This window comes from Blastochloris tepida, assembly GCF_003966715.1.
Taxonomy (GTDB): Bacteria; Pseudomonadota; Alphaproteobacteria; order Rhizobiales; family Xanthobacteraceae; genus Blastochloris; species Blastochloris tepida.
The window spans coordinates 3,218,855-3,237,476 of sequence record NZ_AP018907.1; the positions used below are offsets into that span (position 1 = coordinate 3,218,855).

Consider the following 18,622-nt stretch of genomic DNA (forward strand, 5'->3'; position numbering starts at 1 on the left):
AATGACGTGGTCCGCAAAATTCGGTATAGGGTCGGGCGACATCACCGGAGCCGCCTGATGCCGGACATCAACCGTATCCTCGACGCCGTCGACTGCGAACTCGACCGCAGCCTGGAGCGCCTGTTCGCGCTCCTGCGAATCGCCTCGATCTCCACCGACCCGCTGCATGCCGGCGAGTGCCGCCGCGCCGCCGAGTGGATCGCCGCCGACCTGACCGACCTCGGCTTCGAGGCGAGCGTGCGCGAGACCGGCGGCCACCCGGCGGTGATCGGCAAGCACCTCGACGGCAGCCGCCACCGCGTGCTGTTCTACGGCCACTACGACGTGCAGCCGGTCGATCCGCTGTCGCTGTGGGAAACCGCGCCGTTCGAGCCGCGCATCACCACCGGCCGGACCGGCACCCAGCACATCGTCGCCCGCGGCGCCAGCGACGACAAGGGTCAGATCATGACCTTCATCGAGGCCTGCCGCGCCTACAAGATCGCCACCGGCACGCTGCCGATCGGCGTCACCATGCTGATCGAGGGCGAGGAGGAGATGGGCTCCAAGCACCTGCCCGCCTTCGTCGAGGCTCATCGCGACGAGCTTGCCGCCGACGTCGCGCTGGTATGCGACACCGGCATGTGGGACCGGGCGACGCCCGCCATCACCCTGTCGCTGCGCGGTCTGGTCTATGAGGAGGTGCGCGTCCGCTGCGCCGACCGCGACCTGCATTCCGGCCTGTTCGGCGGGGCTGCGCGCAATCCCATCCACGTGCTGTCCGCCATCCTCGCCGCCCTGCACGACGAGACCGGCCGCATCACCCTTCCCGGCTTCTATGACGGGGTGGCGGAGCTGCCGGCCGACGTGCGCGACGAATATGCGCGGCTCAATCTGACGCCGGAGGGCTTCCTCGGTCAGGTCGGCCTCAAGGTGCCGGCCGGCGAGCGCGACCGGCTCCTGATCGAGCAGATTTCGACCCGGCCGACCTGCGACGTCAATGGCATCTGGGGCGGCTACGCCGGCGAGGGCACCAAGACCGTCATCCCCGCCGAGGCCTCGGCGAAGGTGTCGTTCCGGCTGGTCGGCGCGCAGGATCCGGCCAAGGTGCGCGATGCGTTCCACGCCTTCGTGCGCGCCCGGATCCCGGAGGATTGCCGCGTCGAATTCATCTCGCACAAGGGCTCGCCGGCCGTCAGCGTGCCATTCGACCACCCCAAGCTCGAATGCGCCCGCGCCGCACTCGCCGACGAATGGGGCAAGCCGGCGGTGCGCATCGGCTCGGGCGGCTCGATCCCGATCATCGGCGACTTCAAGCGGGTGCTGGGGCTCGATTCGCTGATGATCGGCTTCGCGCTGGAGGACGACCGCGTCCATTCGCCCAATGAGAAGTACGACCTCACGTCCTTCCACAAGGGCATCCGCTCATGGGTGCGCATCCTGCACGCGCTGGCGCAGTAAGGTTCCGCCTCGCCCGGGCCGCGTTCAGGCTGCAGCACCCGCCTGCTTCGCCGCGGCCGGGCGCGAGAAGTCGAGGTCGGCGGCCGGCGCCGGGCGTCCGAACAGATAACCCTGGCAGAAATCGACGCCGGCCCCGCGCAGCAGTTCGAGCTGCGCATGGCTCTCGACGCCTTCGGCGATGGTCGCCACGCCCAGGCAGCGGGTCAAAGTGATGACCGAGGCGATCACCGCCGCGCAATCGGCGCGCTTGGTCATGTTCATGGTGAAGGAGCGGTCGATCTTCACCTTGTCGAACGGGAAGGTGGTCAGATAGCTCAGCGACGAGTAGCCGGTGCCGAAATCGTCCAGCGCGATCGACACGCCGAGCTCCTTCATCCGCCGGACGGTGGCGATATTGTCCTCCGCGCCGGTGAGAAACACGTTCTCGGTGATCTCGATCTCCAGCCGGCGGGCCGGAAGTCCGGAATCCGCCAGGGCCTGCCGGATCATCGCCACCGGATCGGCGCGGCGGAACTGGACCGGCGACAGATTGACCGCCACCACCGTATCGTCCGGCCACCCGCGCGCCTCGACGCAGGCGCGGCGCAGCACCCATTGGCCGATCTGCTCGATCAGGCCCGACTCCTCGGCAAACGGAATGAATTCGAGCGGCGGCACCAGCCCGCGGCGCGGGTGGCGCCAGCGCACCAGCGCCTCGGCGCCGCAGACACGGCGCGTGCGGGCGTCGATGATCGCCTGATAGTGCAGCTCGAACTCGCCATTGGCGATGGCGTGGCGCAGCTCGCTGTCCAGCCGCTGGCGGGCGTCGGCCACCTCCATCAGCCCGTCATCATAGACGCTGTAGCCGTTGCGGCCTTCGCCCTTCACCCGGTACATCGCCAGATCGGCATTGCGGATCAGCTTGTCGGCCTCGACGCCGTGCTCGGGCGCCAAGGCGATGCCGATGCTGACGCTGACCGTCACCTCCTGGCCGCCGAGATCGTAGGGCGCCGACAGGCAGGCGATCAGCCGTCCGCTGAACGCGGTCGCCGCGTCGAGCTGATTGTCGGCGCCGACCTGGATGATGGCGAATTCGTCGCCGCCGAAGCGGGCCAGGATGTCGGTCTCGCGCAGCGTCGCCTTCAGCCGCTCGGCGGTTTGCTTCAGCAGCATGTCGCCGGCCAGATGGCCGAGCGTGTCGTTGACCTGCTTGAAGCGGTCGAGATCGAGCAGCAGCACCGTGAAGGTTTCGCCGAACCGGCGCTGGCGCGCGGCCGCCTCCTCGATCTTCTCGGAGAAAGCAGCGCGGTTGAACAGGCCGGTCAGGAGATCGTGCCGCGCCATGTAGGCGATCTGGGTTTCGCTGCGGTGGCGGTCGGTGATGTCCTCGTGGGTGGTCATCCAGCCGCCATCGGCCATGCGCTGGCAGCGGATGTGGATGGCGCGCCCGTCCGGCAGAAGCTGCACCTCGGCGGGATTGCCCGCGAGATCGGCGAAATAGTTGCGCGGCGGCGCGCCGGCGTGCGTGCCGTTGCGGATGCGGCAGTCGAATATCGCGGCGAGCGAAGTACCGGGCGCGGCCTCGTCCGGCGACAGCCCGTAGATTTCGGCGAAGCGGGCGTTCGACACGACGATGCGCTCGTCGGCGTCGAACATGCACAGGCCCTGCGAGATGTTGTTGAGCGCCGAATCGAAGCGGATGTTCGACACGGCGAGCGCCCGGCTCTTGTCGCGCAGCTTGCGCTCGGAGCGGCGAAGCCGCTGGAACTGCCCCATCACCGCCCACAGCAGAACGGTCGCCGCCGACACCAGCAGGGCCGCGCCGATGGCGATGGCGACGGCGCGGCGATACCAGCGGGCCAGCATCTCGCGCTCCGAGATGCCGACATTGAGCACCAGCGGATAATTCTGCAGCGGCCGCACCGCGAACCAGCGCGCCACCCCGTCGAAATAGCCCGGCGAGCGGAACTCGCCGCCGCCCTTGGCCACCAGCCCGTACCAGGGCGAGGAACTCGGCAGGCTGGCGCCGGTGGCGGCGTTCGCCAGATCGGGATAGCGCAGCATCACCGTGCCGTTGCGCCGCACCAGCGTGAGCCGCATGTCGCCGAGCGACTTGATCGGCGCATAGATGGTCTCGAAATAGTCGACGGTGACGGTGATCAGCGCGACGCCGGCGAACTCGCCTGCGGCGTCGGTGATGCGGCGTGCAAACGCAATGTTGCTCACGCCGGTCATGCGGTTGGTCAAAGGCTGCGAGATGAAGAGGCCGCGCGCGGCATCGCTCTTCAGCTCGCGGAAATAGTCGCGGTCGGAAACGTCGATGGCCCACTTGATGTCGGGAAACGTGGTGACGAGGTTCCTGCCGTCGGCGCCATAGACCGAGGCGCCATAGGCCTGCGGCAGTCTCTCGACGCGCTCGCGCAGCAGGTTCTGGAAGCGGTCGCCGGTGACGAGATCGGCGAGGTCGCGCTGGTCCTTCACACCGGCCAGCGCGATGAACTCCATCAGATCGAGCAGCGTGATGTCGATCGCCTCGATCGAGCGTTCGAGCTGGCCGGACAGCACGATGGCGAGATTGCGCACATGGGCGGTGCTGTCCTCGATGTCGTCGGCCCGGAACTGCCAGGTCGCGAGCCCGACGCCGACGAAGCAGGCGACCAGGAACGCCGCGGCGACGCTCAGGATGCTGCGCACCGAGAAGCGGTTCAGAACCGACAGGGTCACGTCGCCCTCGCCCGGTTGCCGGCGGGCAACGTCCTGCCGGCCATCGGCACCCGTGCCGGCTCAGGCCGCCAATCCGACATTGCGCGCATCCGAAATGCCTCCCCGCCGGCCGGTTGAATCGGCTCAGCCGTTGCGTGTACGCATCAGCAGCCTGCACCGTAACGTTTTAATCGGCGCTAACGGTCGCCCGGCCGGGGGAGGACATTGCCGAGAGGGTGAATTTTCTGCAACCGCCGATGGGGGGCGGTTGCTGGTGTCCAAGCTGTACCCGTGGGATGGCCACGGATTGCGTTTCGGACGGCGTACGGTGGCCCCGCGGCACGTTGCGCCGGCAACCGTGTCAGGCCAGCGTGTAGGCCACCTTCACCGCGGTGTAGAATTCGCGCGCATAGGCGCCCTGCTCGCGCGGGCCGTAGGAGGAACCTTTCCGGCCGCCGAACGGCGCGTGATAGTCGATGCCGGCGGTCGGCAGATTGACCAGCACCATGCCCGCCGCCGAGCGCTTCTTGAAATCGGAGGCGTATTTCAGCGAGGTGGTGCAGATGCCCGACGACAGGCCGAACTCGGTGTCGTTGGCGACCGCCACCGCCTCCTCGTAATCGCGGACGCGGATCACCGAGGCCACCGGCCCGAACACCTCCTCGCGATTGATGCGCATGGCGTTGTCGGTGTCGGTGACCAGGGCCGGCGACATGTAATAGCCCGGCGTCTCGCGATTGAGCCGCTCGCCGCCGGTGACCACGCGCCCGCCTTCCTTGCGCGCGATCTCGACATAGGCGAGGTCCTGCTCAAGCTGGCTTTGCGACACCACCGGCCCAAGCTCGCTGCCGGGGGAGAGCGCATCGCCCACCTTCAGCGCCGCAGTCTTCTCGGTCAGCGCCGCAACGAAGCGGTCGTGAATGCCGGCGGTGACGATGAGACGCGACGACGCGGTGCAGCGCTGGCCGCACTGGAAGAAGGCGCCGTTGAGGGCGGCCGCCACCGCCACGTCGAGATCGGCGTCGTCGAGCACGACAAGCGGATTCTTGCCGCCCATCTCGAGCTGCACCTTCTTGCCGCGGCTGACGCATTCGACCGCGATCGCCCGCCCGACCTCGACCGAGCCGGTGAAACTCACCGCCCGCACCTTGGGCGACGTCACGATGGCGTTGCCGACCTCGCGGCCGGAGCCCATCACCAGATTGAACACGCCGGCCGGCACCCCGGCGCGCGAGATGATCTCGGACAGCGCCCAGGCCGAGCCCGGCACCAGATCGGCGGGCTTCAGCACCACCGTGTTGCCGAAGGCGAGCGCGGGTGCAATCTTCCAGGCGGGAATGGCTATCGGGAAATTCCAGGGTGTGATCAGCCCGACCACGCCTTCCGGCTCGCGGGTGATCTCGACATCGACGCCGGCCCTGACCGAGGGAATGCGGTCGCCGCCCGGGCGCAACGCTTCGCCGGCAAAGAACTTGAACACCCGACCGGCGCGCACCACCTCGCCGATGCCGTCGGCGAGCGGCTTGCCCTCCTCGCGCGAAAGCAGGCGGCCGAGCTCATCCTTGCGGGCCAGGATCTCGGTGCCGATGCGGTCGAGGATATCGGCGCGCTGCTCGATGGTGGTGGCCCGCCACACCGGCAGCGCCGCGAACGCGGCGTCGATCGCGGCCTCGGCCTGCGCAGCGCTGGCGCGGGCGTATTCGCCCACCACGTCGTCGAGATTGGACGGGTTGACGTTTCGGTTGAGGTCGGTGCCCTCGACCCAGTCGCCGGCGATGAAGTTCCTGTGCAGCATGCCCGATCCTTCCCGAACTCTTGCCCGAACGCTTGCCCGAAATCCTGCGCGGACGGAGCGAGCCCGCACGCGCGGGACGCGGACGGTGGCGGCTCAGCCCGGCAGACCGATGTCCTCGGGCAGAACGACGTAGCGGGTGGAGCAGAATTCGCACGTCACCGTGATCCTGCCGTCCTCGACCATGTGGGCGCGGTCATCCAGCGGGAAACGGGACAGCATGTCGCGGATGGCCTCCTGCGAGCAGCGGCAGAAATTGGTCACCGGCTGCGGTTCGAACACCCGCACGCCGCGCTCGTTGAACAGCCGCCACAGCAGCCGCTCCGACGACAGGCCGGGATCGACCAGCTCGTGGTCCTCGACGGTGGCGGCCAGCGTGCGCGCCTCCACCCAGGCGTCATCCTCCGCCACCTCGTGCGGGGCGGTGCCCTCGGGCGCATCGCCGGGGTCGAGATCGGCGCGCGCCAGCCGGGCCGGATCCTTGGGCATGAACTGCACCAGCAGGCCGCCGGCCCGCCAGCTTCGCCGCGTGCCCTGCCCGGTCGCCGACATCTCTTCGGCGACCGCCAGACGCACGAAGGTGGGGATCTGCTCCGACTGGGCGAAATACTGGTGGGCGGCAGCTTCCAGCCCCTGCCCCGACAGCTCGACCACGCCCTGATAGCGGGCCATGTCCGACCCCTGGTCGATGGTCATGGCGAGGTGGCCGCGGCCCAGCAGCGCCGCCGGCCGCACGTCCTCGGCCGCCGCCACCGCCGCGGCATCGAAGCGGGCGCAGGCGCGCACCTTGTTCGGGCTCTCGAAATCGACCACCAGCATCCGCACCGGGCCGTCGGTCTGGGTCTGGAGGATGAAGCGGCCCTCGAACTTGAGCGAGGCGCCGAGCAGCGCCCCCAGCGCCACCGCCTCGCCGAGCACGCGCGACACCGGCTCAGGGTAGCCGTGGCCGGCGATCATGGCATCGACCGCCGGACCGAGGGTGACGATGCGGCCGCGGACATCCAGCCCCTCGACCTGGAACGGCGTGATGCGGTCCTGCCCGGCGTTGTCGTCGGGCAGGCGCTCGCGAACGTCCCCGCTCATGCCGCCGTCCCGCTGTCGAGGCACCAGGCGAGGATGCTCTTCTGGGCGTGCAGCCGGTTCTCGGCCTCGTCGAACACCGCCGACTGCGGCCCGTCCATCACCTCGTCGGTGACCTCCTCGCCGCGATGGGCCGGCAGGCAGTGCATAAAGATCGCATCCGGCGCCGCCAGCGCCATCAGCTGCGCATTGACCTGGAAGGATTTCAGCATGTTGTGGCGGCGGGCGCTCTCGCGGTCGCCCATCGACACCCAGGTGTCGGTCAGCACGCAATCGACGCCGCGCACCGCGGCTTCCGGATCATGGCCGAAGCTGACGCGGGCGCCGGTGCGCTGCACGAACTCGGTCATGGCGGGGCGCGGCGCCAGCTCCGGCGGCGTCGCCACCCGCAGCGAGAAATCGAAGCGCTCGGCGGCGTGGATCCACGAGGCCAGCACATTGTTGGCGTCGCCGCTCCAGGCCACCGTGCGGTCGCGGATCGGCCCCTTGCGCTCCTCGAAGGTCATGACGTCGGCCATCACCTGGCAGGGATGCGACAGGCGGGTGAGGCCGTTGATGACCGGGATGGTGGCATAGTGCGCCAGCTCCATCACCGCCTCATGGTCGAGGGTGCGGATCATGATCGCATCGACATAGCGCGACAGCACGCGCGCGGTGTCGGCGATGCTCTCGCCGCGGCCGAGCTGCATCTCGGCGCCGGTGAGCATGATGGTTTCGCCGCCGAGCTGGCGCATCGCCACGTCGAACGACACGCGGGTGCGGGTCGACGGCTTGTCGAAGATCATCGCCAGGATGCGGCCCTCGAACGGCCCCTTGGCGCGGGCACCGGCGGCGCGGGCGCGCTTCATCTCGACGCCGTGGTCGAGAATGCGGCGCAGCTCCGAGGCCGGAAGCTGGTCGAGATCGAGAAAATGCCGGGGGGCGCCGTTGCTGCTCATGCCGCGGCTCCCGCCTGCGGGGCGGCGGCAAGCCGCACGCACGCCCGGTCGATCGCGTCGATGGCGGCGGCAATCTCGGCCTCGCCGATGATCAAAGGCGGCAGGAGCCGCACGACATTGTCGCCGGCCGCCACCGTCAACAGCTTCTCGGCGCGCAATGCCGCCTGCATCTCGGTGTTGGGGACGGTCGGGCGCAGGCCGAGCAGCAGCCCTTCGCCGCGCACCTCGTCGATGATCGCGGGATGGCGGTCCTTCAACTCGGCGAGGCGCTGCTTGAGCCGCAGCGCGGTCTCGCGCACCTGCTCCAGGAAGCCGTCGGCCAGCACGATGTCGAGCACCGCATTGCCCACCGCCATGGCCAGCGGATTGCCCCCGAAGGTCGAGCCATGGGTGCCGGCGGTCATGCCGCGGGCGGCCTCGGACGTGGCGAGGCACGCCCCCATCGGGAAGCCGCCGCCGATGCCCTTGGCGATCGCCATGATGTCGGGGGTGATGCCGGCCCATTCGTGGGCGAACAGCTTGCCGGTGCGGCCGACGCCGGTCTGCACCTCGTCGAGCACCAGGAGCAGGCCGGTCTCGTCGCAGATCTGGCGCAGCGCCCGGAGCGTCTGCGGCGGCAGCGGCCGCACGCCGCCCTCGCCCTGGACCGGCTCGACCAGGATTCCGGCGGTGGCCGGGCCGATCGCCGCGCGCACGGCGTCGAGGTCGCCGAACGGCACCTGATCGAAGCCGTCGACCGGCGGGCCGAACCCATCGAGATATTTCTTCTGGCCGCCGGCGGCGATGGTGGCCAGCGTGCGGCCGTGGAACGCGCCCTCGAAGGTGATCAGCCGGTAGCGCTCCGGCTGGCCGCCGCTGGCGTGATACTTGCGGGCGGTCTTGATGGCGCACTCCAGCGCCTCGGCGCCGGAATTGGTGAAGAACACCAGATCGGCGAAGGTGGCCGCGACGAGGCGCGCAGCCAGCCGCTCACCTTCGGGAATGCGATAGAGATTGGAGACGTGCCACAGCCGCGACGCCTGCTCGGTGAGCGCCGCCACCAGATGCGGATGGGCGTGCCCGAGCGAGACGACGGCGACGCCGCTGCCGAAATCGAGATATCGCTGCCCGTCGAGCGCGGTCAGCCACGCACCCTCGCCGCGGGCGAAGGCGAGGTCTGCGCGGGCATAGGTCGGCAGCAGGGCGGACGGGGCGTTCGACGTCACGGGCTCGGCAGTCACGGGCACCTCTCCGACACGCTCGCGCCGGATGGGGCTTGATGCCGGAGCGCGAGGCGGAACGGGCAGAAAGAGGGCAGTAAACGAAACGTGCCGCCCCGCGGGGCGGCACATTCGCGCTAGATAGTACCCCCGAAGGGCCGTGTGTCAACCGCGCCACACTCATCGGGATTGTTGCGGTCCGGCGGGGCGTTTTTTGGGGAAAATGAGTCGCGAGTCCGGCAGACTCTTGTCGGCGAGTCAACGCATATGTAGCCTCTGCCTTGCCTGATACGACATCTCGTCTGCGGCGGCTGTTCCCCTGAGTGATGTGGCGCGTTTGGCCGAACCCCTATGGGCTCGGCAGGGGGAAGGATTCTGCCACAGGCGAGGTGACGCGACCCCGGACGAGAGGCTGACGACCATGTCGTGGAACGACGAGCGGATCGAACAACTCAAGAAGCTGTGGGCGGATGGCCTTTCGGCCAGCCAGATCGCGGCGGAACTTGGCGGGATCACCCGCAACGCGGTGATCGGAAAGGTCCACCGGCTCGGCCTGTCGGGCCGCGCCAAGACGGCTACGGCGGCCGCGCCGCGCTCGCGCAAGCAGCGCACCCCGGCGCCGGCGCCCCGGCAGAACGGCTTCGTCCGCGGCAATGTGGTGCTGGCGCCGCGGGTCGCCCCCGAGGAGGTTCCCGAGGTCGAGACGGAGCTGGCGACCGAGCCGGTCGAGAACGTCGTGCCCATCGGCCAGCGCTGCTCGATCCTCGAACTGAACGAGGCCACATGCCGCTGGCCGATCGGCGAGCCGGGAAGGCCCGACTTCTCCTATTGCGGCGGACGGGCGATCTCCGGCCTGCCCTATTGTTCCTTCCACGCGCGCATCGCCTACCAGCCGGTGGCCGACCGCCGGCGCGACCGGCGCGTGGGCTGATACGGTTTCCGGCCGATCAAGCCGGAAAACCGAATTCCGATCGCCGAAAAATCCTCATCGGTTCAAGGATTTTTCGGCGAGACCGTTGCCGGTATCCCGAAGGGATCAACCGGAAACCATATGACACCCGACGAAGTCCGGGATCGCCGCCCCCCTCGTTCGACAACGGGATTTTCGGCGATCGGACTTCGGATCGCAGGCGGATGGGATGAAGGCGGATCGGCCGGAAGCCGCATGAAGCCGGCCCCGAACCGGACCGCGCTTCACGAATTGCGGGCGAACAGCTCGTTGAAGGAATAGCCGGCGCCGCGCACCGTGCGGATCGGGTCCGGCTCGCGGCCGCGGTTGATCGCCTTGCGCAGCCGGCCGACATGAACGTCCACCGTGCGCTCGTCGATATAGACGTCGTGACCCCACACGCCGTCGAGCAGCTGCTCGCGGGTGAAGACGCGGCCGGGCGACTGCATCAGGAATTCCAGCAGGCGGAACTCGGTGGGGCCGAGATGAATCTCGCGGCCGGCGCGATGGACGCGGCGGGTTTCGCGATCGAGCTCCAGATCGCCATAGCGCAGGAGCATGGCGATGTGCTCCGGCTTGGCGCGGCGCAGCAATGCGCGGATGCGGGCGATCAGCTCCGGCACCGAGAACGGCTTGGTGATGTAGTCGTCGGCGCCGGTGGCGAGGCCGCGCACCCGCTCGGATTCCTCGCCGCGGGCGGTGAGCATGATCACCGGCAGGCGCTGCGTCTCCGGCCGTGCCCTGAGGCGCCGGCACAGCTCGATGCCGGACAGGCCCGGCAGCATCCAGTCGAGCAGCACGAGGTCGGGCAGCCGCTCGCGCAGCAGTGTCTCGGCCTCGTCGCCGCGGGCGACGGCATCGACCTCGTAGCCTTCAACTTCAAGATTGTAGCGCAGGAGGAGCGTCAGCGGCTCCTCGTCCTCGACGATGAGAATCTTGGTACCCATCGTCCGGGGACCATGCGGGGTGTGTTCGAGGGTCACGTCTCCACCGCCACTTGATTGGGACTGAGCGTGGTCGTGTCGGCCTTGGGCCGTTCGACCGGCAGCAGCTCCCCGGTGATCAGATAGTGGGCGGTCTCGGCGATGTTGGTCGCGTGGTCGCCGATCCGCTCGATGTTCTTGGCGCAGAACAGAAGGTGGGTGCAGAAGGTGATGTTGCGGGGATCCTCCATCATGTAGGTGAGGAGCTCCCGGAACAGCGAGGTGTAGAGGGCGTCGACCTCGTCGTCGCGCTTCCACACCTGCGTCGCCAGTTCGAGGTCGCGCCGCGAATAGGCGTCGAGCACGTCCTTGAGCTGGGCCAGCACCAGCGTAGACAGGTTGACGGCGCCGAACACCACCTTGAGCGGCGGGTATTCGCCATTCATCGCCACCACCCGCTTGGCGATGTTCTTGGCGAGATCGCCGATGCGCTCGATGTCGCTGGCGAGCCGCATCGCCGAGATGATCTCGCGCAGGTCCGAGGCCATCGGCTGGCGCTTGGCGATGGTCAGCACCGCCTTGTCCTCGACCTCGCGCTGCAGCAGGTCGAGCCGGCGGTCGGCGATGATCGCGGTCTGCGCCAGCGTGGTGTCGCGCTTGAGCAGGGACTGCATGGCGTCCGACAGCATCTTCTCGGCGAGGCCGCCCATTTCGGCGATGCGCTGGCGCAGCTCGATGAGTTCGGTGTCGTAGGCGCGCACGGTGTGGTCGGTGATCATGTTCGCTCGTTCCTCAGCCGAACCGGCCGGTGATGTAGTCGAGGGTGCGGCGGTCCTTCGGATTGGTGAAGATGCTGTCCGTGAGCCCGTCCTCGACCACCACGCCGAGATGGAAGAAGGCCGTGCGCTGCGACACGCGCGCCGCCTGCTGCATCGAATGCGTGACGATGATGATGGTGTAGTTCTCGCGCAGCTCGTCGATCAGTTCCTCGACCTTGGCGGTGGCGATCGGGTCGAGCGCCGAGCAGGGCTCGTCCATCAGGATCACTTCGGGCGACACCGCAATGGCGCGGGCAATGCACAGGCGCTGCTGCTGGCCGCCGGACAGGCCGGTGCCGGGGTCGTCGAGCCGGTCCTTGACCTCTTCGAACAGCCCCGCCTTCTGCAGCGAGCCGATGACGATCTCCTCCAGCTCGGCCTTGGTGCGGGCGAGCCCGTGGATGCGCGGACCATAGGCGACGTTCTCGAAGATCGACTTGGGGAACGGATTGGGCTTCTGGAACACCATGCCGACACGGGCGCGCAGGTGAACGACGTCGAGCGCCGGATCGTAGATGTCTTGGGAATCGATCTCGATCCGGCCGGTGACGCGGCAGCCGGCGATCGTGTCATTCATCCGGTTGATGCAGCGCAGAAAGGTCGACTTTCCACACCCCGAGGGTCCGATGAACGAGGTCACCGAGCGGGCCTCGATGTCGAGCGAGACGTCCTTGAGCGCCTGCTTGTCGCCGTAATAGACATTGACGTTCCGGGCAATGACTTTGGCCGGGCGCTCCAACTGAGGCTCGGCCGCACCGGCGGTCATTGTTTCGAGAGTCGGCATTGTAGTCATCATAACACTCCAAATGGATGGCTGCGGCTCACCAGCGCCGCTCAAAACGTCTGCGCATGACGATCGCAGCGCCGTTCATGACGAACAGAAAAGCCAGAAGCACGATGATGGCCGCCGCTGTCTTCGCCTGAAAACCGATCTCGGGAAGATCCGACCAGAGATAGATCTGCACGGGAAGCACCGTCGCCGCATCGGTGATGCCGCCGGGAACCTCCACAATGAATGCGACCATTCCGATCATCAGCAGCGGAGCTGTCTCACCGAGCGCGTGGGCCATGCCAATAATCGTGCCGGTCATGATACCCGGCATGGCCAGAGGAAGAACGTGGTGAAAAACCGCCTGCTGGTGGGAGGCTCCGACACCAAGAGCCGCCTCCTTGATTGAGGGCGGCACTGCCTTGAGTGCGGCGCGCGCCGCGATGATGATCGTCGGCAACACCAGCAGTGCGAGGACGAGGCCGCCGACCAGAGGCGCCGAGCGCGGCAGGCCGAAGAAGTTCAAGAACATCGCAAGGCCCAGCAAGCCGAAGACGATCGAAGGCACGGCTGCGAGATTGTTGATGTTGACTTCCATGATCTCCGTCAACGTATTCTTCGGCGCGAACTCTTCAAGATAGACAGCGGCGGCGACCCCGATCGGCAGGCACAATATGAGCGTCACGAAAAGTGTCAGCGCCGTTCCGGTGAGGGCGCCTCGGATGCCCGCGAGTTCGGGTTCGCGGCTGTCGCCAGAGGTGAAGAACGACCAATTGAAGGCATTTATAACCAGCCCCCGTTCCTTCAAACGCTCCATCCACGCGACCTCGCGGTCGGAAACGCGGCGATTGGACTCCGGTGTCTCGTAGATGATGATTTGCCACGCTCCGGATTCAGCCGCATCGGCTGAGTCCAGCGGCTTCAGCACGTCGCCCCTGACGTCGGAACTGCCCAGTTCCTTGACCTTCACAAGGCCGCCATTGATCGCCACGAGCAAAGACGGGAGCAACGCGCCGATTTGCTCGTTCACCGCCAAGCCGTCGAACCGTCGCTGAAGCTCCGCCGCTTCGGTCTCCAGATCCTGCGCCTTCTGCGACAAGCTTTGGATCTCGGACTCGAGATCTTTGATCTCGGATTCGAGAGCCTTTTTGCTGGAGTCGCCGGGTGCCGCGAGGAGCGCACGGTTCCGCTCGGACTTATGGACCTCGACTTCCTCGACACTCTGACGCAGCCTGTTCGCTTCGCGACGCAGCGCACGGGCTTGGCGCTGCACGTGTTTCTTGATCAGACCGAGGTCTTCAGCGAACGCATTGGCTCCGACAGAAATCGTTATCTCACCCGTCGTCCCACTCGGCGTGGCCACGCCGTTGCCGATGTGACGGGTGATTTCGGTACCGATGCCCTTGAAGTAGAGATCGGCATTGGCGGAAAGTCGGACCGGCACCCGCACCGTCTCGCCGACCAATCCGGGGTTTGCGACGACCCGATCGCGCAGAACGTCGGACGCCCCATTGGACAACAGCCCATCAAGGAGACGCCGACCGGCCCGGTCCGTCACCTCGGGAAACTCGCGCCGCAACGCATCACGGACGAGCTTATGGAAATCGCCCGCCCGGATCGTCTCCGGTCGACCGGTGGCTTGGGGATCGACATCCTCCCGCGCCACGTTCACCTCCAGCATCAATTCATGCTGGGTGAAGGCCGGCAGACCCTTTACAAGAATGTCTCCCAGCACCACGGCCAGAAACAGCGTGGTCATCGCGATCGCCACAATGCCGTAGAGGCGAAAACGGAACTCCCTGCGATGGCGCGCACGGGTCCGCGCTTTCGCCGCCTCTGAGGTGGTATCAAGGCCGGTGGAACGGGGTAACGCGAGGTCAGTCATACTGCTCTCGATATCTCTTGATCAACTGCATGGCGAAGACGTTGAGGGCCAGCGTGAAGAAAAACAGCACGAAGCCGAGGGCAAAGGCCGCCAGCGTCTTGGCGCTGTCGAACTCCTGATCGCCGACCAGGATCGTCTTGATCTGGACGGTGAAGGTGGTCACCGCTTCGAGCGGATTGAAGGTGAGGTTTCCGGCCAACCCGGCGGCCATCACCACGATCATCGTCTCGCCGACCGCACGGCTGATGGCGAGCATGAAGGCCGACACGATGCCGGCGAACGCGGCCGGAAGCACGACCTTCTTGACCGTCTCGGAACGCGTTGCGCCGAGTGCATAGGATCCGTCGCGCAGCGACTGCGGCACGGCGTTGATGACGTCGTCCGAGAGCGAGGAGATGAACGGAATGATCATCATTCCCATCACCATACCAGCGGCGAGCGCGCTCTCCGAAGCGACGTCGAGACCCGCGCCCTCGCCGAGTTCGCGGATCAGCGGCGCCAGCGATAGCGCCGCGAAGAAGCCGAGCACCACCGTCGGAATGCCGGCAAGGATTTCCAGAATCGGCTTTGCGACTGCCCGGAAGCGAGGTGTCGCGTACTCCGCGAGGTATATCGCCGAAAACAGACCTATCGGACCGGCAATGAGAATGGCGATGAACGTGATCAGAAAGGTTCCGGTGACGAGAGGAACGATGCCGAAGGCACCCGAAGAGCCGACCTGATCGGCACGAATCGCCGTTTGCGGGCTCCATTGCAGCCCGAACAGAAAATCGAGCACCGGCACGCGTTGGAAAAATCTGAAAGTCTCAAACAAGACTGAAAAAACGATACCGATCGTGGTCAGTATCGCGATCACCGCACAGAAAAAAAGTATAATTTGGACGAAACGCTCCACCATGTTTCGGGCACGGAAGCTCGCCGATATCTTTTGGAGGGCAACTGAAATTCCCAAGAGACCGAGAACGAATCCGGAGCCCAGAATGAGACTGTTCGCGAGATTGTCGAGCGTTTGGTAAGCATCGGCCGCACGCACGAGTTCGGGAGATGCAACACCCCGGTAATTTCCGGAGACAACAGCGCGAATGTCCCGCAAAGCAGCACCTCGCCTGAGATCGTCGTTCACGATGGATGGATCGAGCGTCTCGATCGCCTGCGTTTCGACAATGTGTCGGGAAACCGGCACGCCGATCACGAACACCGCGATCAGCGGCACAAGGGCTGCGATGGCAACAAACGCACCGTGATAAATCGGACGGGAATGGTTGTCGCGTGTGTCGGCAGATTTCATCGCGCGATTGCGGCCGCGAATGTAGCCGAGCACGATCAGAAGGATGAGGCCAGCGAAATAGATACCGTACATGGCCGCACCACTCCCTTGCGACACATTGAACTTTTCACCCAACCGCGAGCCAAAGCCGAGACGGGCCCAAAGCCGAGACTTGCGGACGGAACCGCGGCCGGCCCTCAGGGCCGGCCGCGGACTTAATCAGTGCAGCGGATCGGCTGTCATCGGAGTCATGTCGGCAGCGCCCTTGCGGACCTGCTCCAACTCGCTCTTGGGCAGCGTCACCAGCCCCTTCTTGCCGAGATAGCCGTCCTCGCCGAGCGCCTTGTTCGACACGTATTCGGCGACGAACGCATCAAGTCCCGGGATCACGCCGACATGCGCCTTCTTGACATAGACGTACATGCGGCGAGCACCGACGTACTTGCCGGCCGTGATGGCATCGAACTCGGGAGCGACGCCATTGAGCGGCACGCCGCGCAGCTTCGCGGAGTTTTCCTCGAGGAAGGAGAAGCCGAACACGCCGAAGGCGTTCTTGTTGGCCTCGAGCTTGGCAACGATCACGTTGTCGTTTTCGCCCGCCTCGACATAGGCGCCGTCTTCACGCAGCGTCTTCCAGACCTTGTCGAACGCCTTGCTGTCGGTCTTCTTGAGCGCCGCGAGTTCCGGGATCTGCTCGGCGCCCTTTTCAAGCAGCAACTCGTGGAACGAATCGCGGGTGCCCGAGGTCGGCGGCGGGCCGAGAATCTCGATCTTGGTGTTGGGCAGCGACTTGTCGATGTCCGACCAGTTCTTGTACGGGTTGGCGATGAGCTTGCCATCCGGGCCAGGCACCTCTTTGGCGACCGCGAGCAGAAGCTGCGGCAAGGTGAGGTTGACCGGCGTGCCCTGCTTCGACTGAGCAACCGTGAGGCCATCGAAGCCGATATTGATCTCGACGATGCCCTCGACGCCGTTCTTCTGGCACTGCTCGAATTCGGACTTCTTCATGCGGCGCGAGGCGTTGGTCGCGTCGGGATGCTCGACGCCAACGCCGGCGCAGAACAGCTTCATGCCACCGCCGGTACCGGTCGATTCGACGACCGGCGTTTTGTTGCCGGAAGTCTTTCCGAACTGTTCCGCCACGGTTGTCGTGAACGGATAGACAGTCGACGAACCAACGATACGGATCTGGTCGCGCGCTTCGGCCGCGCCGGACACGAACGCACCGGCCGCCGCGAGCGCAACCGCGCTGGCGAGAGTCGTGAGCTTCACGAGAAATCTCCTTGGTTGCGAGCCCAGCCCCGAGAACGTCTGCAAAAGCGACAACGGGCACAAGCTCAATCGGGCGCGGACAGTGCTACAGGTCCGCCGGCACGCTTGTATGACTCTTACATGAAGGCTGTATGACGTGTCATGACATTGATCGGTCTATCTTTTCCGACTCCGGCAGAACTTGCGCCAAACCCATCCGGACCGCAAAGATCGTGCCCTTGCCGGCCTCGCTGGCGATCGACAGGCGGCCGCGATGGCGATTGACGATGTGCTTGACGATGGCCAGCCCGAGGCCGGTGCCGCCCTGCTCGCGGCTGCGCGGCACATCCACGCGGTAGAAGCGCTCGGTCAGGCGCGGCAGGTGCTCGGGCGCGATGCCGGGGCCGTAATCGATCACCGACACCACCGCCTCGCGGCTGCCATCCTCGCGCGCCGCCTCGGCACAGACGACATCGACGCCCCGCTCCGAGCCGCCGTATTTCAACGCGTTCTCGACCAGATTCTCGAAGACGCGGATCAGCTCGTCGCGGTCGCCCTGCACCGGCAGGGCGGCGGCCTGCTCGGCCAGCCGCAGCTCGATGCCGCGGTCGAGCGCCAGCGGCGCGAGCGCGTCCATCACCTCGCGCAAGACGTGCACGAGATCGACCCGGGTGTCGGGCCGGATATGCAGATTGAGCTCGATGCGCGACAGCGACAGCAGGTCGTCGATCAGCCGCGACATGCGCTTGGCCTGCTCGGCCATGATGACGAGGAAGCGCTCGCGCGCGGCCGTGTCGTTGCGGGCCGGCCCCTGGATGGTCTCGATGAAGCCGGACAGCGAGGCGAGCGGCGTGCGCAGCTCATGGCTGGCATTGGCGACGAAATCGGCTCGCATCTGCTCCAGCCGGCGCTGCTGGGTAAGATCGCGCAGCAAGACCAGCACCACGTCCGGCAATCCCGGCGCCGCCGCCTCTTCGGCCGAGAAGCGGACTGGGGCGACGTGGGCCTCGTACCAGCGATCGACCGGAATGCGGGCCTGGAACTCGACACGGCGCGCAGCGGCGCCGCCGGCCACCGCGCGCACCGCCTCCAGCACCTCCGGAACGCGCAGCGTCAGGGTCAGCGGCTCGCCGATGCGCGCCGGGCCGATCGCCACCTCGACCCGCGAATTGGCCGCCAGCACCCGGGCGCGCCGGTCGACCAGCATCGCCGGCTCGGGCAGCGCCGCCACCAGATGACCGAGCCGGTCGTCCTGGACGCGCTCGTCCCGGGCGCGCCCATTCTGGAGGCGGCCGTTCGGGGCGGGCGGGCGCAGGATGGCGGCCGGACCCAGCCGGCGGCGGCCGGGCAGCGCGGCAGCAGCCGTCACCAGGGCGAAGCCGGCGACCGCGACCAGCGGATCGAGCCCGCCGAGGGCGACGCCGCCAGCCGCGGCGAGCGCCGCAGCGGCGAGAATCCGGCGCGCCGCCACCAGACGCCCCGGAAGATCCAGGCCGGCGAAGTCGGCGGCGTCGGACTGGTCGCGAAAACTCATGGTGATCCGCCCGATCTGGTGCATAACCCGAGGACCGGCCGGCGCCAACCACGGCCGGCGCGCAACCGCGCATGGTTCGCCCGCCGATCCGGCCG

The 18,622-nt window shown here is 66.9% G+C and carries 14 protein-coding genes; 2 read left to right on the top strand and 12 right to left on the bottom strand.

The annotated features are described in order from the left end of the window. Positions 1–57: 57 nt before the first annotated feature. Positions 58–1,440, top strand: a complete 1,383-nt coding sequence (locus BLTE_RS14595) for a dipeptidase (RefSeq protein ID WP_126401382.1) — start codon at positions 58–60, stop codon at positions 1,438–1,440. 24 nt (positions 1,441–1,464) lie between these two features. Here BLTE_RS14595 and BLTE_RS14600 read toward each other — a convergent pair whose 3' ends face one another. The 5 genes from BLTE_RS14600 to BLTE_RS14620 all read right to left on the bottom strand — a co-directional run bounded on the left by BLTE_RS14600 (position 1,465) and on the right by BLTE_RS14620 (position 9,152). Then, complete coding sequence (locus BLTE_RS14600) at positions 1,465–4,143, bottom strand: bifunctional diguanylate cyclase/phosphodiesterase (RefSeq protein WP_126401383.1); 2,679 nt, start codon at positions 4,141–4,143, stop codon at positions 1,465–1,467. 340 nt (positions 4,144–4,483) lie between these two features. After that, complete coding sequence (locus BLTE_RS14605; protein ID WP_126401384.1) at positions 4,484–5,917, bottom strand: aldehyde dehydrogenase family protein; 1,434 nt, start codon at positions 5,915–5,917, stop codon at positions 4,484–4,486. A 93-nt stretch (positions 5,918–6,010) separates the two neighbouring features. Next, the gene (locus BLTE_RS14610; protein ID WP_126401385.1) at positions 6,011–6,997 is read right to left on the bottom strand and encodes an Hsp33 family molecular chaperone; all 987 of its coding nucleotides are present in this window, start codon (positions 6,995–6,997) and stop codon (positions 6,011–6,013) included. After that, positions 6,994–7,932 (bottom strand): ornithine carbamoyltransferase, encoded by a 939-nt coding sequence (gene argF / locus BLTE_RS14615; RefSeq protein WP_126401386.1) that lies wholly within the window; start codon positions 7,930–7,932, stop codon positions 6,994–6,996. The genes BLTE_RS14610 and argF overlap by 4 nt, the downstream gene beginning before the upstream one ends. Next, on the bottom strand, positions 7,929–9,152 hold the full coding sequence (locus BLTE_RS14620; protein WP_342211496.1) for an aspartate aminotransferase family protein: 1,224 nt from the start codon (positions 9,150–9,152) through the stop codon (positions 7,929–7,931). Before BLTE_RS14620 ends, argF begins: the two co-directional genes overlap by 4 nt. Positions 9,153–9,543: 391 nt before the next feature. Here BLTE_RS14620 and BLTE_RS14625 point away from each other — a divergent pair, with 391 nt between their 5' ends. Continuing rightward, positions 9,544–10,062 carry a GcrA family cell cycle regulator gene (locus BLTE_RS14625; RefSeq protein WP_162499901.1) on the top strand — a complete coding sequence of 173 codons (519 nt, stop codon included), beginning with the start codon at positions 9,544–9,546 and terminating at the stop codon, positions 10,060–10,062. 263 nt (positions 10,063–10,325) lie between these two features. On the opposite strand, the gene phoB is transcribed toward BLTE_RS14625, so the two are convergent. The 7 genes from phoB to BLTE_RS14660 all read right to left on the bottom strand — a co-directional run bounded on the left by phoB (position 10,326) and on the right by BLTE_RS14660 (position 18,527). Then, complete coding sequence (gene phoB, locus BLTE_RS14630) at positions 10,326–11,027, bottom strand: phosphate regulon transcriptional regulator PhoB (protein WP_126401389.1); 702 nt, start codon at positions 11,025–11,027, stop codon at positions 10,326–10,328. 32 nt (positions 11,028–11,059) lie between these two features. Next, positions 11,060–11,779: a phosphate signaling complex protein PhoU gene (phoU, locus tag BLTE_RS14635; protein WP_126402228.1), complete on the bottom strand. Its 720-nt coding sequence runs from the start codon at positions 11,777–11,779 to the stop codon at positions 11,060–11,062. A gap of 16 nt (positions 11,780–11,795) precedes the next feature. Then, positions 11,796–12,587, bottom strand: coding sequence for a phosphate ABC transporter ATP-binding protein PstB (gene pstB, locus BLTE_RS14640; RefSeq protein ID WP_280177369.1), 792 nt, complete (start codon positions 12,585–12,587; stop codon positions 11,796–11,798). Positions 12,588–12,642: 55 nt separating this feature from the next. Then, the gene (pstA, locus tag BLTE_RS18755; RefSeq protein WP_126401391.1) at positions 12,643–14,475 is read right to left on the bottom strand and encodes a phosphate ABC transporter permease PstA; all 1,833 of its coding nucleotides are present in this window, start codon (positions 14,473–14,475) and stop codon (positions 12,643–12,645) included. Further along, positions 14,468–15,835: a phosphate ABC transporter permease subunit PstC gene (gene pstC / locus BLTE_RS14650; protein WP_126401392.1), complete on the bottom strand. Its 1,368-nt coding sequence runs from the start codon at positions 15,833–15,835 to the stop codon at positions 14,468–14,470. The genes pstA and pstC overlap by 8 nt, the downstream gene beginning before the upstream one ends. A 126-nt stretch (positions 15,836–15,961) precedes the next feature. Next, the gene (locus BLTE_RS14655) at positions 15,962–17,014 is read right to left on the bottom strand and encodes a PstS family phosphate ABC transporter substrate-binding protein (protein ID WP_126402229.1); all 1,053 of its coding nucleotides are present in this window, start codon (positions 17,012–17,014) and stop codon (positions 15,962–15,964) included. Positions 17,015–17,153: 139 nt separating this feature from the next. Beyond that, entirely contained in the window at positions 17,154–18,527 is a 1,374-nt protein-coding gene (locus BLTE_RS14660; RefSeq protein ID WP_126401393.1) for an ATP-binding protein, read from the bottom strand. Positions 18,528–18,622: the final 95 nt, after the last annotated feature.

What these genes read in the sequence shown, in the direction of transcription:
- BLTE_RS14595 (WP_126401382.1), top strand. Translation starts at nt 58, where the DNA reads ATGCCGGACATCAACCGTATCCTCGACGCCGTCGACTGCGAACTCGAC.
- BLTE_RS14605 (WP_126401384.1), bottom strand. Translation starts at nt 5,917, where the DNA reads ATGCTGCACAGGAACTTCATCGCCGGCGACTGGGTCGAGGGCACCGAC.
- BLTE_RS14610 (WP_126401385.1), bottom strand. Translation starts at nt 6,997, where the DNA reads ATGAGCGGGGACGTTCGCGAGCGCCTGCCCGACGACAACGCCGGGCAG.
- argF (WP_126401386.1), bottom strand. Translation starts at nt 7,932, where the DNA reads ATGAGCAGCAACGGCGCCCCCCGGCATTTTCTCGATCTCGACCAGCTT.
- phoB (WP_126401389.1), bottom strand. Translation starts at nt 11,027, where the DNA reads ATGGGTACCAAGATTCTCATCGTCGAGGACGAGGAGCCGCTGACGCTC.
- pstB (WP_280177369.1), bottom strand. Translation starts at nt 12,587, where the DNA reads ATGACCGCCGGTGCGGCCGAGCCTCAGTTGGAGCGCCCGGCCAAAGTC.
- pstA (WP_126401391.1), bottom strand. Translation starts at nt 14,475, where the DNA reads ATGACTGACCTCGCGTTACCCCGTTCCACCGGCCTTGATACCACCTCA.
- pstC (WP_126401392.1), bottom strand. Translation starts at nt 15,835, where the DNA reads ATGTACGGTATCTATTTCGCTGGCCTCATCCTTCTGATCGTGCTCGGC.
- BLTE_RS14660 (WP_126401393.1), bottom strand. Translation starts at nt 18,527, where the DNA reads ATGAGTTTTCGCGACCAGTCCGACGCCGCCGACTTCGCCGGCCTGGAT.